Origin of the sequence: Rhodococcus sp. 1163 (assembly GCF_002091985.1) — a bacterium.
Lineage (GTDB): Bacteria > Actinomycetota > Actinomycetes > Mycobacteriales > Mycobacteriaceae > Rhodococcoides.
Genome location: NZ_MKKX01000018.1, coordinates 183247 through 196054, shown reverse-complemented (window position 1 = coordinate 196054; position 12808 = coordinate 183247). Strand labels below are relative to the sequence as shown.

Below are 12808 nucleotides of genomic sequence, written 5' to 3'. Positions count from 1 at the left end.
CTTGCTCCAACTGCTAGATCCCTGAGTCTCGATCAAGATGAGACTCGTAACACGAAGAAAGCCGGTTCATGCCAACTATCAACCAGCTGGTCCGCAAGGGTCGCACCGATAAGGTGCGGAAGCTCAAGACCGCTGCCCTCAAGGGAAGCCCACAGCGTCGTGGCGTGTGCACTCGCGTGTACACAACCACTCCGAAGAAGCCGAACTCCGCTCTCCGTAAGGTCGCGCGCGTGCGCTTGACCAGTGCGGTCGAGGTCACTGCCTACATCCCCGGTGAAGGCCACAACCTGCAGGAGCACTCCATGGTGCTCGTTCGCGGTGGTCGTGTGAAGGACCTCCCGGGTGTGCGCTACAAGATCATCCGCGGCTCGCTCGATACCCAGGGCGTCAAGAACCGCAAGCAGGCTCGCAGCCGCTACGGCGCCAAGAAGGAGAAGAGCTAATGCCACGCAAGGGCCCAGCACCCAAGCGGCCGCTGATCAACGACCCGGTTTACGGTTCCCCGTTGGTCACGCAGCTCGTCAACAAGATCCTCATCGACGGCAAGAAGTCGACCGCTGAGCGCATCGTCTACCAGGCACTCGAGCAGGCGCGCGAGAAGACCGGCACCGACCCCGTCGTCACGCTCAAGCGTGCACTCGACAACGTCAAGCCGGCCCTCGAGGTTCGCAGCCGTCGCGTCGGTGGCGCCACCTACCAGGTGCCCGTCGAGGTTCGCCCCGGCCGTTCCACCACGTTGGCATTGCGCTGGCTGGTCACCTTCTCGCGTGCTCGTCGTGAGAAGACGATGGTCGAGCGTCTCGCCAACGAGTTGCTCGACGCCAGCAACGGCCTCGGTGCCGCTGTGAAGCGTCGCGAGGACACGCACAAGATGGCAGAAGCCAACAAGGCGTTCGCGCATTACCGCTGGTGATACTTGTCGGGAGGGTGCGGAGCTTCATAGCCTCCGCATCTCACCGGCGCTTTACCTAGTACCTGGCCCCGTGCGAGAACTGCAGCGCTGGACCAGCCCCACCTCTTCGACTTATAAGACGGGATGAATTCCGTGGCACAGGAAGTGCTGACCGACCTTAACAAGGTCCGCAACATCGGCATCATGGCCCACATCGATGCCGGTAAAACCACTACCACCGAGCGCATCCTGTTCTACACCGGGGTGAACTACAAGATCGGTGAGACGCACGACGGTGCGTCGACGACAGACTGGATGGAGCAGGAGCAGGAGCGTGGCATCACCATCACGTCCGCTGCTGTCACGTGCTTCTGGAACCAGAACCAGATCAACATCATCGATACGCCCGGCCACGTCGACTTCACGGTCGAGGTCGAGCGTTCACTCCGCGTGCTGGATGGCGCCGTAGCCGTATTCGACGGCAAAGAGGGCGTCGAGCCTCAGTCGGAGCAGGTGTGGCGTCAGGCAGACAAGTACGACGTCCCGCGTATCTGCTTCGTCAACAAGATGGACAAGCTGGGCGCTGACTTCTACTACACGGTGAAAACCATCGTCGAGCGCCTCGGTGCCAAGCCGCTGGTCATCCAGTTGCCGATCGGTTCCGAGAGTGAATTCGAAGGCATCGTCGACCTCGTCGAGATGACCGCGAAGATCTGGCGCGGCGAAACCAAGCTGGGCGAGACCTACGAGACCATCGAGATCCCCGAAGACCTCAAAGAGCGCGCCGACGAGTACCGCACGTTGCTGCTCGAGACTGTGGCCGAGTCCGACGAGGCGCTTCTGGAGAAGCACTTCGGCGGCGAAGAGCTCACGGTCGCCGAGATCAAGGGCGCCATCCGCAAGATGACGATCAACAGCGAGCTGTACCCGATTCTCTGTGGATCCGCGTTCAAGAACAAGGGCGTACAGCCCATGCTCGACGCGGTCATCGACTACCTGCCTTCACCGCTGGACGTCGAGTCGGTCACCGGCCACGCTGTCGGCGACGAAGAGAAGTTGATCACTCGCAAGCCTGCGATCGAAGAGCCGTTCGCGGCTCTCGCATTCAAGATTGCGACGCACCCCTTCTTCGGCAAGCTGACTTACATCCGCGTGTACTCGGGTGGCGTCGACGCCGGTGCTCAAGTCGTCAACTCGACCAAGGGCAAGAAGGAGCGTCTGGGCAAGATTTTCCAGATGCACTCCAACAAGGAAAACCCGGTGCCTTCTGCCACCGTCGGTCACATCTACGCCGTGATCGGTCTGAAGGACACGACTACGGGAGACACCCTCTGCGATCCGCAGAACCAGGTCATCCTAGAGTCGATGAGCTTCCCTGACCCGGTCATCCAGGTCTCGATCGAGCCCAAGACCAAGTCCGACCAGGAGAAGCTGGGAACAGCTATCCAGAAGCTCGCCGAAGAGGATCCAACCTTCTCGGTGAAGCTGGACGAAGACACCGGCCAGACCGTCATCGGCGGTATGGGCGAGCTCCACCTCGATATCCTCGTCGACCGTATGCGTCGCGAGTTCAAGGTCGAGGCAAACGTCGGCAAGCCGCAGGTGGCTTACCGCGAGACCATCCGCAAGACGGTCGAAAAGCACGACTACACCCACAAGAAGCAGACCGGTGGCTCCGGCCAGTTCGCGAAGGTCGTCATCAAGCTCGAGCCTTTCGAAGGCGAAGACGGCGCGACGTACGAATTCGAGAACAAGGTCAGTGGTGGTCGTGTGCCAAGGGAGTACATCCCTTCGGTCGACGCTGGAGCACAGGACGCAATGCAGTACGGCGTCCTCGCCGGATACCCTCTGGTCAACGTCAAGCTCACGCTCCTCGACGGTGCGTACCACGACGTCGACTCGTCGGAAATGGCCTTCAAGGTCGCCGGCTCACAAGCGTTCAAGGAAGCCGCTCGTAAGGCCGGCCCCGTCATTCTCGAACCCGTCATGGCCGTCGAGGTCATCACGCCCGAGGATTACATGGGTGAGGTCATCGGCGACTTGAACTCCCGCCGTGGTCAGATTCAGGCCATGGAGGAACGCAGCGGTGCCCGTATCGTCAAGGCACTGGTTCCGCTGTCGGAGATGTTCGGCTACATCGGAGACCTTCGGTCGAAGACTCAGGGCCGCGCTAACTACTCCATGGTGTTCGATTCCTACGCAGAGGTTCCCGCGAACGTCGCCAAGGAAATCATCGCGAAGGCGACCGGAGAATAATTTCTCTCTAGCTGGGCACGCTGTATCTGTTACACCGCACGACCCCTGCAGTTCACAAGAGCTGTACGAGACAACCGCACTGCTGCATAACGGCAAGCACCAATCAGTCCAGGAGGACATAGTGGCGAAGGCGAAGTTCGAGCGGACGAAGCCGCACGTCAACATCGGAACCATCGGTCACGTTGACCACGGCAAAACGACGCTGACGGCAGCAATCACCAAGGTTCTGCACGACAAGTACCCGGAACTCAACGAGGCCTCGGCCTTCGATGAGATCGACAAGGCTCCGGAGGAGAAGGCTCGTGGTATCACGATCAACATCTCCCACGTCGAGTACCAGACCGAAAAGCGCCACTACGCACACGTAGATGCGCCCGGCCACGCCGACTACATCAAGAACATGATCACCGGTGCTGCGCAGATGGATGGCGCAATCCTGGTGGTAGCGGCAACCGACGGCCCGATGCCGCAGACGCGTGAGCATGTGCTCCTCGCCAAGCAGGTCGGCGTTCCGTACATCCTCGTCGCCCTGAACAAGTCCGACATGGTCGACGACGAAGAGATCATCGAGCTCGTCGAGATGGAGGTCCGCGAGCTTCTCGCTGCGCAGGACTTCGACGAGGATGCACCGGTTATCAAGGTGTCCGCACTCAAGGCACTCGAGGGTGACCCCAAGTGGGCCGAGAGCGTTCTCGAGCTCATGCAGGCCGTCGACGATTCTGTCCCGGACCCTGTCCGCGAGACGGATAAGCCGTTCCTCATGCCAGTCGAGGACGTTTTCACCATCACCGGCCGTGGCACGGTTGTGACCGGACGTATCGAGCGCGGCTCGGTGAACGTCAACGAAGAGGTCGAGATCGTCGGCATCCGCCCCGGTTCGACCAAGACCACGGTCACCGGTATCGAGATGTTCCGTAAGCTGCTCGACTCGGGCCAGGCCGGCGACAACGTCGGACTGCTCGTTCGTGGCATCAAGCGCGAAGATGTCGAGCGTGGACAGGTTGTCATCAAGCCGGGCACCACGACTCCCCACACGGAGTTCGAGGGCAACGCTTACATCCTGTCCAAGGACGAGGGCGGCCGTCACACGCCGTTCTTCAACAACTACCGCCCGCAGTTCTACTTCCGTACCACGGACGTTACGGGCGTTGTGACCCTTCCCGAGGGCACCGAGATGGTCATGCCTGGTGACAACACCGAGATGACCGTCGTGCTGATTCAGCCGGTCGCCATGGACGAGGGCCTGCGTTTCGCTATCCGCGAGGGCGGTCGTACCGTCGGCGCCGGTCGCGTCACGAAGATCCTCAAGTGATTTAGCTTCACTCGAGAAGAGGCGCCCATCTCCGCAAGGAGATGGGCGCCTCTTTTTGTGTGTTGGTTGGTACCCGCTACCACCCCGCTTGAATGGTCCATTCATACGATCAGATAGCTACAAGGGATCATTCACGCGCAGTGCGCTACTTGGACGGCACGGCAGCGTTCACATGCATCTGGATCCGAAGAGCGACTGCTCCGCCTTCGACGGACTCGGCAATGAACTCCGCCTTCTTCTCGACGGTCCGTGTGAAGGCGTCGATGTCGATGGCAGGCGATACCGACACTGTGACCGCGAGTGTGGCGGTCCCTCGGTCGTCGATAGCTCGGCCCCTGGAGGATTCGACTTCAGGGAAGGTCGAGAGATCAGCGGCGATCCCGCGTGCCAGTGCGCCGAGGTCGACTCGGACCGCGAGGGCTTCCTCGGCGTAGATCTGCATCGTCCCGGTGCGCCGCGGCGACAGGTTGCCGATAATCAGTGCAAGTGCACCGATGGCGCTGACGATGGCAGTCGCGGCGAGTGCTGCCTCCCACCAATCCTGCGCAGGTAGTCCCGCGATCGTGGCTCGGTCGAATCGAGACAGTGTGCGCACCGCGAGCGGAAGGTCGAAGTACCAGGCGAGTGCGAATGCACCGGCAGCGAGCAGCGCTACGCCGAGTAGAACGACGAGCAGGCGGTCGACGACTGCAGTTGCGCGCTTCATCTGCGTGCCTGGTGGAGTCGGATTCGGGTATCTCTGGCGTCGGCCAGCACCGACAGCGTCGGTGCTACAGCATCACGGACAGCTTCGGTCAGCGCCTCGTCTTCGCCTGCTTCGGTTCGGTGTACCTCGACGGTGATGCGCTTCTTCGTGACCGTCGTGCGAGCGGATTCGACTCCGGGAACTTCGCCTGCGTGATCACTGCACATGCGTGCGACGTCGGTTGGTCGCATCCATACCATCGGCGAAGGCGATGTCGGCGACGTAACCCCGGTGTGCGTCTGCGTGCGGGGCTTGGTTCCGATGACGAGAAGTATCAGTCCGGCAACTATCGCTGCTCCCGATGCGGTGATCATCCATGGCGCCCAATGCAATTCGGAAATCCAGTTGACGGTGTTGCGAATCCAGGGAGCCCCGACGATGGTGTCGTGCACGATCAAGAATTCTCGACCTGCGACGAAGGCCAGTGCCAGCAGGCCGAAGGCGAGCACAACAGCGACGGGGAGTGCGGCCGGACTTGCCGTCGGTGGGCGCGGTCTAGGTACCTCAACAGCCGTGTCGTCCGAGACCTGTTGTTCCACAGGTTCTCCGGCGGATGTGGCTGCGACCATGACGTTGAGCCGATACAAGGGCAGGCCAACGATGTTGTCGAGGGCACGGGCAACCTCGGTGTAGACGGCCTCGGAGACGTCGGCGATTCGGCACGGCCACGTCAGACTCACATAGAGGTTGATCGAGACCGAGTACTCGCCGACCGATGCATCTGCGCGCGGCAGGTCGCGGCCAGTCAAGCGTGATATCCCACCGACGCTACGGACGACAGCCGGCACGGTCAGGGCCGCTGCGACGGCCACGCGTTCGATGGCGCGTTCCTTGATGACGAGGGTTCCTCGCCCGCCAGTGTCGGCCGTTGCGGCGATGTCTGTATCAACCACGGCCGCGACCGCGGCTACGCAGCAACGTAGTGAGGTCGAGTCGACCATCGAGGTGAGCACCGATCGCGACCCCGACGGCCCCGAGGAACAGCGCTAGTACGAATCCGCTGAACCCGCCGATGATTCCAGCAAGCGCCAACAGCAACCCCGTGAGCAACCCCGCGAGTGTGTACGTCATCGATGACTCCCTGTCGGTTGTGTTGCGACGTCTTCGACGGTGACCACGATCGGGACCGACACGTGTGGACCGACGGCATCACGCACTCCGCGTGCGACCGCGTGCACGTCGCTGGGGTACTCGACGCTGATATGGATCTCGCAGACGTCGACGTCGATCCGGATTCCGACGACCCTACGACCGGGCAGGTACGTCGCGATCTCACCGAACTCGCCCGGATGCAGTGCACTGACACCCGCAATACTCAGCGTGATCGATGCGACCGTGTCAGCGAGTTCGATCTCGCGTGGCGCGGTCACTGCACACGCGGTCGGAGGTCCGGATCAGGTCCGGTCTCGGTGTCGTCGAAAAGCATGACGTCGTAGACGGTGACGTTGACCTCGGTGACCTCGAGGCCCGTCATCCGTTCGACGGCAGTGATGATGTTGCGGCGAATACCTGCGGCCAGCTCGTGCAGCGCTACGCCGTACTCGGCGACGATGCCGATGTCGATCGCGGCCTGCTTCTCGCCCACCTCGACGGCCACTCCCTGGCTGTGGTTGACCCGGGCACCCGGTATCCGATCGCGGAGAGCTCCGACCGCTCTGGCTGTGCCGCCACCGACGTCGTAGACGCCGTCGATCTCGCGGGTGGCGATGCCGGCGATCTTTGCGACGACGGCATCGGCGATGATCGTTCGCCCCTGCGTGGTGGTCAGTGCTGCCGAACCCGCTGCAGCGAACCTGGGGTCTGTGGTCATACCTCTGATCGTAGTGATGCCGCCCCGGTGCGGCTACACAAAGACAACATGGCATGCGCGGGTTGTCTGGGAGAGCCGAAGCGGCCGGCCAGCGACGAAACAGTCGCCGTCTGGTAAAGATCAGTCATGGCAATTGTGATCGTTGGAGCAGGGTTGGCAGGTCTGCGGACCGCCCAGGAACTACGCAAACTCGAGTACGGCGGCGACATCGTGCTCGTCGGTGACGAGAACCATTTGCCGTACGACAGACCTCCACTGTCGAAGGAGGTCATTCGCGGCGAACGCGAGGACACCACCTTCGAACCTGCCGAGTACTTCCTGGAGCACAGCATCGAACTGCGCCTGGGCTCGGCTGCAGTAGCAGTGAATACCGCCGCACAGACTGTGGAACTGGCCGACGGATCGACTCTGGCCTACGACGAACTCGTGATCGCGACGGGCCTGCATCCGCGACGGATTCCCTCGCTACCGGACCTGGCGGGTGTGCACGTGCTGCGTTCGAGAGACGACGCTGCGGCGTTACGCAAAGACGTCGAATCCAGCAGCCGTGCTCTTGTCGTCGGTGCAGGTTTCATCGGATGTGAACTTGCGGCAGGACTCCGGCACGCGGGTGCCGACGTCGTGATCGTCGAACCGCAACAGACACCGCTCGGGTCGGTGCTCGGCGCCGACGTGGGCGAGCTCGTTGCTCGATTGCACCGGGAAGAGGGCGTCGACCTCAGGACCGGCATCGGCATCAAGACCCTGCGCGGATCCGATCGGGTCACCCACGCCGTGCTCACCGATGACACCGAGATCGAGGTCGACACCGTAGTGATCGGTGTGGGATCGATACCTGTCACAGGCTTTCTGGCGAGCTCGGGAATCGAGATCGCCGACGGCATCTCCGCGGATGCTGTCGGACGAACGAGCGATCCACATGTGTGGACGGTCGGCGATGTCGCCGCCTGGACCGTCGGTGACGCGAATAAGCGGGTCGAGCATTGGAGCAACGTCGGCGATCAGGTCCGGGTCATGGTGCCCGCAATCCTCGGCCACGACGCAGCCCCGGCGCGTCCGCAGGTGCCCTACTTCTGGAGTGACCAATACGATCTGAAGATTCAAGCGCTCGGAACACCTTCTGCTGACGATTCTGTCAAGATCATCGATGATGACGGCAGAAAGTTCTTGGCCTACTACTTCCGTGACGGAATTCTTACCGCTGTTGTCGGTGCCGGGAAAGCTGGGGGAGTGATGAAGATGCGCGCGAAGATCGGACAGCCTTTTGAGTGAACTTCTCACAGCCGGTGATATCGCCGACGCGGAGGACGTTCTCGCGCCTGTCGTGCGTCGGACGCCTGTCGTGGCGTCGCGGATACTCTCCGACCTGACCGGTCACGAAGTGCGTCTCAAGTGCGAAAACCTCCAGCGCACCGGCTCCTTCAAACCGCGCGGGGCGTACAACCGGATCTCCCGACTCACCGAATCCGAGCGCGCCAACGGAGTCGTCGCTGCGAGTGCAGGCAATCATGCGCAGGGAGTCGCCTGGGCTGCAACCGAATTGAACATCGCCTCGACGGTGTTCATGCCTACGGGTGCCTCGCTGCCGAAGCTCGTCGCCACCAAGGCCTACGGTGCCACGGTGAACCTCGTCGGCGATACCGTCGACGAGGCACTGATCCACGCGCGTGAGTTCGCGGAGCGGACCGGCGCCGTCCTGATACACCCGTTCGATCATGCCGACATCGTTGCCGGGCAGGCGACACTCGGAACCGAACTGCTCGGGCAGATGCCCGAGGTCGGTACCGTCCTCGTTCCGACCGGGGGCGGCGGTCTGCTGGCCGGCGTCGCCGCTGCCTTTCATTTCCACAAACCAGGTGTGCGGATCATCGGGGTGCAGGCCGAGGGTGCGGCTGCGTGGCCGGCTTCGCTCAGCGCGGGTCATCCGATCGCAGCGGCATCGATGTCCACGATGGCCGACGGCATCGCGGTGGGGTTACCGGGCGCAGTGCCGTTCGCTCACGTGGCCGACTGGGTCGACGCCGTCGTCACCGTCAGCGAGGACGCACTCTCGCGCGCGTTGCTGCTCTGCATCGAACGCGCCAAACTCATCGTCGAGCCTGCAGGTGCAGCCGCGGTGGCCGCACTGATGAGCCGCGACGACCTCGAGCTTCGGGGTCCGGTCTGCGCGATCCTGTCCGGCGGCAACATCGATCCGCTGCTGCTGACCCATGTCATCACCCACGGACTGCGCGCCGCAGGCCGATACTTGGCTGTCCGCGTCACGATTTCGGATCGACCGGGCGGGCTGCTGTCTTTGCTCGAGGTCGTCAAAAATCTTGGTGCGAGCGTCGTCGACGTCGTGCACTCGAGGACCGGTGGTCAGCTCGGCCTGGAGGAGGTCGAAGTCCTGCTCACCGTCGAAACCCGAGGCCCGATTCACCGTCAGGAGATTCTCGACGCACTCGACGCATCAGCATTCGGGGTCGGCACGCTGTAGGACCGGCCTGCGCAAGAGTTCGCCGACAAATCTGCCAAGCGGTACTTGTTCCCCGGATACTTGTCGGTGACTGCCCGTACGATCCGAGCGTGCTGTCAGGGTGGGCGAACGTGCCCGATTAGTTTTCGACGCGGCAAGAGTCTGCAGTGTTCGAGACCTCAGTGTCTGCAGTAACGAGAAGTACGTGTTCATGACAAAGACAGGGGAGGGTACGTCGTGGCAAATGCCGTCGAAGTAGACAACCTCGTACTCGAGTACGGGAAGAACGTCGCGCTCAACGGGATCAGCTTCTCGGTGCCGGAGGGAACGGTTCTCGGAGTTCTGGGACCGAACGGCGCAGGCAAGACGACGGCGGTTCGCATCTTGGCGACGTTGTTGAAGGCGACGTCGGGAACCGCGAAGGTATTCGGCCTGGATGTCGGCAAGCAGGCCGACGAGGTTCGCTCGACCATCGGTTTGACCGGCCAGTTCGCGGCGGTAGACGAGTACCTCACCGGTTACGAGAATCTCGAGATGGTCGGTCGCCTGTTCGGGCTGAAGAAGGCCGAGGCGCGCTCGCGCGCGGACACTCTGCTGGAACGATTCGATCTGCTCGATGCTCGCGACCGCACAGCCAAGCAGTATTCGGGCGGTATGCGTCGACGCCTCGACATCGCTGCCAGTCTCATCGGTCGGCCGCGGGTGCTGTTTCTCGACGAGCCTACGACCGGTCTCGATCCTCGCAGCCGAATCGGCATGTGGGACTTCATCTCCGATCTGGTCAAGGACGGCACGACCATTCTGCTGACCACGCAGTACCTGGAGGAAGCAGACCGGTTGGCCGACAAGATCATCGTCCTCGACAAGGGGTCGATCATCGCCGAGGGCACCGCTGATCAGCTGAAGGCGCAGGTCGGCGGTGAGCGTCTCGAGTTCGTACTCACCGATCCTGACGATCGGGCACGCGCTCATGAATTGTTGGCTCCGCTCGGGGTCGACGAACCGCAGTGGGACGCGCAGGCACGCCGAATCGTCATGTCGGTCGACGGTGGCGCGGACGACTTGACGACAGCCCTGTTGAAGCTGCGCGAAGCGGCTATCTCTGTGGTCGACGTCGGTTTGCGGCGCCCCAACCTGGACGATGTGTTCCTCAGTCTCACCGGCCATGCGACCGTGTCGGACGCTGCAGTGGAGGTAGACAAATGAGTGTAGTGCGCGATTCGCTGATCATCGGCAAGCGCAATCTGATCAAGATCAAGCGGGTTCCGGATCTGCTGGTCTTCGCGACGCTGTCGCCCATCATGTTCGTCCTGCTGTTCGCATACGTGTTCGGCAGTGCCGTCGACATTCCGGGCGGCGGCGACTACAAGAGCTTCCTGATGGGTGGCATCTTCGTTCAGACGATGATCTTCGGTGCCACGATCACCGGATCTTCGCTGGCAGAGGATCTGCAAAAGGGCGTGATGGACAGGTTCCGTTCGCTGCCGATGGCACGCTCGGCTGTGGTCATCGGGCGAACTGCCGCCGACGTGGGCAACAACTTGGTGACCATCACGATCATGTCGATCACTGGCTTGATCGTCGGCTGGCGTATTACGACGTCGTTTTTCGAGGCTTTGGCGGGGTACGTTCTGCTGCTGCTGTTCGCTTACTCGATCTCGTGGGTGATGGCGTTCGTCGGGCTGTCAGTGCGGTCACCGGAGATCTTCAACAATGCGTCGTTCATCGTGATATTCCCCGTAACCTTCATCGCGAACACCTTCGTGCCCATCGACGGCTTCCCGCCGGTGCTCAAAGCGATCGCCGAATGGAATCCGATTTCCTCGACCGTCCAGGCGGTACGCGAGTTGTTCGGCAACACAAGTCCTTTGGCGCCGCCGCCGGATGTGTGGCCACTGCAGAACCCAGTGCTTTATACGCTCATCTGGGTCGTCGTGCTGCTGGTGGTCTTCGTGCCGTTGTCGGTGCGTAAGTACGAGAGAACGCTTACTGCTTGAGGCTGGCCTCGAGGAAATCCAGTACCTCGGTCCACATCCGGCGCTGCGCCTTCGCGGTGCCCGCGGGCGTTCCACCGGACACAGCGTCGTAGTTCCGGTCGACGGTCGTGGGCGTTGCGGGGGGACGCAGAACGTGACCGGCATTCGGCAGGATCAGCAACCGGTCCGTATTGCGTTTGCGTCTTGCGATCAACGCGCGCGCCATCCGGTCGGACGGGTACGCCGCGTCGTCATCGCCGGCGATCGCCAGCAGCGGAGCGTCGATCCTGTCGACTGGGATGGTCGCGTCGTAGACATCTTTGTCGTTTTTCAGCCCGGCAGCGTACGCGGGTCGTAGCGATAGCGCTTGCGAGGTCGGGCCGGTCGAAAAGACCCGTCGGACCGCCGTCCTGATCAGCTGCCCAATGAGTCGTTCGCTTCGAATGGGCATGTACGGCAACGGTTCACCGCCGACGGTCAGCGAAGACGTACGGGGCGGAGGTCCACCTTTGCACCGGGCTTGCAGGACGACATGGGAGGGTGACATCGCGATGACGCCGCGCACCGGAAGGCTTGGAGTGCGGGCCAAAGCGGACAAGGCCACCGACACCCCGACCGAGCATGAGTAGACCGCAATGCGATGTGCGTCGACACGTTGATGCCCGGCGAAAGCTGCCATTCCAGCGGCGATCGCTTCTACCGGTATTTCCTCGAACTGCTCGGGGAGCCCGGTGTCGTCCATATAGGACAGCACGGCTGCCACGTATCCATGTGAGGCGAGCAGCGCTGCGGTAGGCGCTGCCGGTCGTGCGCCTGTGGTGTCGGGGAGAACTATGACCCCGGCCAGTGCGTCGTCGCCGGTATCGGGCAGATAAATCCGCAGTCGCCACCCGACGCCCGCGAGATCCTCGCGAACCAGATCTCCGCCCCAGGTGCGACGCACTGTGGTGCTGGACGAGCCCTCCACTGCGTGCACCGAGATTCGATAGTCGAGCCCGCCGTCCGACCCGGCGAAGCTGACCGGTACGACGCCTTCGTCGACGAAGAACATATTCCACCAGGGGCGATCGGGGTCGGTGATCAACAGCCGACCTTCGGCATCGATGTTGTAATCCTGATGTGACACCCAGTGGTGGTTGTTCGCATCCACCGTCGCGACATCGAGATGGACTGGAAGGCCGGGTGCAACGCCCAGGACACGAAAGGTGGTGGGGCCGTCGATTGGGCCCTCGACTGGGTCGACCTGCAGGGACACGGCATCCATTGTCCAAGTGTGCGCCGCGACCGCGTTCGGTGTCGGTCTTATAACGCAAGTTTCCCCGGTCGGATGACTACCGACCGGGGAAACTCGACTGAACC

General features: G+C 62.2%; 14 protein-coding genes. 8 read left to right on the top strand and 6 right to left on the bottom strand.

All coding sequences use genetic code 11. The features are described from left to right. The first annotated feature begins 68 nt into the window (after positions 1-68). The 4 genes from rpsL to tuf all read left to right on the top strand — a co-directional run bounded on the left by rpsL (position 69) and on the right by tuf (position 4460). Entirely contained in the window at positions 69-443 is a 375-nt protein-coding gene (gene rpsL / locus BJD99_RS07080) for a 30S ribosomal protein S12 (protein WP_072805599.1), read from the top strand. After that, positions 443-913, top strand: coding sequence for a 30S ribosomal protein S7 (rpsG, locus tag BJD99_RS07075; RefSeq protein ID WP_072805598.1), 471 nt, complete (start codon positions 443-445; stop codon positions 911-913). The genes rpsL and rpsG overlap by 1 nt, the downstream gene beginning before the upstream one ends. 132 nt (positions 914-1045) lie before the next feature. Beyond that, positions 1046-3148 carry an elongation factor G gene (gene fusA, locus BJD99_RS07070; protein ID WP_084346365.1) on the top strand — a complete coding sequence of 701 codons (2103 nt, stop codon included), beginning with the start codon at positions 1046-1048 and terminating at the stop codon, positions 3146-3148. 121 nt (positions 3149-3269) lie between these two features. Further along, positions 3270-4460 (top strand): elongation factor Tu, encoded by a 1191-nt coding sequence (tuf, locus tag BJD99_RS07065; RefSeq protein WP_084346100.1) that lies wholly within the window; start codon positions 3270-3272, stop codon positions 4458-4460. 145 nt (positions 4461-4605) lie between these two features. On the opposite strand, the gene BJD99_RS07060 is transcribed toward tuf, so the two are convergent. The 5 genes from BJD99_RS07060 to BJD99_RS07040 are packed head-to-tail and all read right to left on the bottom strand — an operon-like array spanning position 4606 to position 7015. Then, positions 4606-5166, bottom strand: coding sequence for a hypothetical protein (locus tag BJD99_RS07060; RefSeq protein ID WP_084346099.1), 561 nt, complete (start codon positions 5164-5166; stop codon positions 4606-4608). Next, positions 5163-6098, bottom strand: a complete 936-nt coding sequence (locus BJD99_RS07055) for a DUF6286 domain-containing Asp23/Gls24 family envelope stress response protein (RefSeq protein WP_256895532.1) — start codon at positions 6096-6098, stop codon at positions 5163-5165. The genes BJD99_RS07060 and BJD99_RS07055 overlap by 4 nt, the downstream gene beginning before the upstream one ends. Beyond that, positions 6091-6276 (bottom strand): DUF2273 domain-containing protein, encoded by a 186-nt coding sequence (locus BJD99_RS07050; protein WP_084346363.1) that lies wholly within the window; start codon positions 6274-6276, stop codon positions 6091-6093. The genes BJD99_RS07055 and BJD99_RS07050 overlap by 8 nt, the downstream gene beginning before the upstream one ends. Further along, the gene (locus tag BJD99_RS07045) at positions 6273-6575 is read right to left on the bottom strand and encodes a hypothetical protein (RefSeq protein ID WP_084346098.1); all 303 of its coding nucleotides are present in this window, start codon (positions 6573-6575) and stop codon (positions 6273-6275) included. The genes BJD99_RS07050 and BJD99_RS07045 overlap by 4 nt, the downstream gene beginning before the upstream one ends. Next, positions 6572-7015, bottom strand: coding sequence for an Asp23/Gls24 family envelope stress response protein (locus BJD99_RS07040; protein WP_084346097.1), 444 nt, complete (start codon positions 7013-7015; stop codon positions 6572-6574). Before BJD99_RS07040 ends, BJD99_RS07045 begins: the two co-directional genes overlap by 4 nt. Positions 7016-7141: 126 nt before the next feature. Here BJD99_RS07040 and BJD99_RS07035 point away from each other — a divergent pair, with 126 nt between their 5' ends. From BJD99_RS07035 to BJD99_RS07020, 4 genes are all read left to right on the top strand, one after another. Next, positions 7142-8287, top strand: coding sequence for an NAD(P)/FAD-dependent oxidoreductase (locus BJD99_RS07035; RefSeq protein ID WP_084346096.1), 1146 nt, complete (start codon positions 7142-7144; stop codon positions 8285-8287). Further along, positions 8280-9494, top strand: a complete 1215-nt coding sequence (ilvA, locus tag BJD99_RS07030; RefSeq protein ID WP_084346095.1) for a threonine ammonia-lyase — start codon at positions 8280-8282, stop codon at positions 9492-9494. Before BJD99_RS07035 ends, ilvA begins: the two co-directional genes overlap by 8 nt. Positions 9495-9710: 216 nt before the next feature. Then, the gene (locus BJD99_RS07025; protein WP_084346094.1) at positions 9711-10679 is read left to right on the top strand and encodes an ATP-binding cassette domain-containing protein; all 969 of its coding nucleotides are present in this window, start codon (positions 9711-9713) and stop codon (positions 10677-10679) included. Then, positions 10676-11470, top strand: coding sequence for an ABC transporter permease (locus tag BJD99_RS07020; RefSeq protein ID WP_084346093.1), 795 nt, complete (start codon positions 10676-10678; stop codon positions 11468-11470). Before BJD99_RS07025 ends, BJD99_RS07020 begins: the two co-directional genes overlap by 4 nt. Here BJD99_RS07020 and BJD99_RS07015 read toward each other — a convergent pair. Next, on the bottom strand, positions 11460-12713 hold the full coding sequence (locus tag BJD99_RS07015) for an acyl-CoA thioester hydrolase/BAAT C-terminal domain-containing protein (RefSeq protein WP_084346092.1): 1254 nt from the start codon (positions 12711-12713) through the stop codon (positions 11460-11462). The two genes, BJD99_RS07020 and BJD99_RS07015, sit on opposite strands and share 11 nt — an antisense overlap. Positions 12714-12808 lie beyond the last annotated feature (95 nt).

Bases quoted from the DNA above. Each gene is read 5' to 3' on its own strand.
- rpsL (WP_072805599.1), top strand. From the start codon at position 69: ATGCCAACTATCAACCAGCTGGTCCGCAAGGGTCGCACCGATAAGGTG.
- rpsG (WP_072805598.1), top strand. From the start codon at position 443: ATGCCACGCAAGGGCCCAGCACCCAAGCGGCCGCTGATCAACGACCCG.
- BJD99_RS07015 (WP_084346092.1), bottom strand. From the start codon at position 12,713: ATGGATGCCGTGTCCCTGCAGGTCGACCCAGTCGAGGGCCCAATCGAC.
- BJD99_RS07020 (WP_084346093.1), top strand. From the start codon at position 10,676: ATGAGTGTAGTGCGCGATTCGCTGATCATCGGCAAGCGCAATCTGATC.
- BJD99_RS07040 (WP_084346097.1), bottom strand. From the start codon at position 7,015: ATGACCACAGACCCCAGGTTCGCTGCAGCGGGTTCGGCAGCACTGACC.
- BJD99_RS07060 (WP_084346099.1), bottom strand. From the start codon at position 5,166: ATGAAGCGCGCAACTGCAGTCGTCGACCGCCTGCTCGTCGTTCTACTC.
- BJD99_RS07035 (WP_084346096.1), top strand. From the start codon at position 7,142: ATGGCAATTGTGATCGTTGGAGCAGGGTTGGCAGGTCTGCGGACCGCC.
- BJD99_RS07050 (WP_084346363.1), bottom strand. From the start codon at position 6,276: ATGACGTACACACTCGCGGGGTTGCTCACGGGGTTGCTGTTGGCGCTT.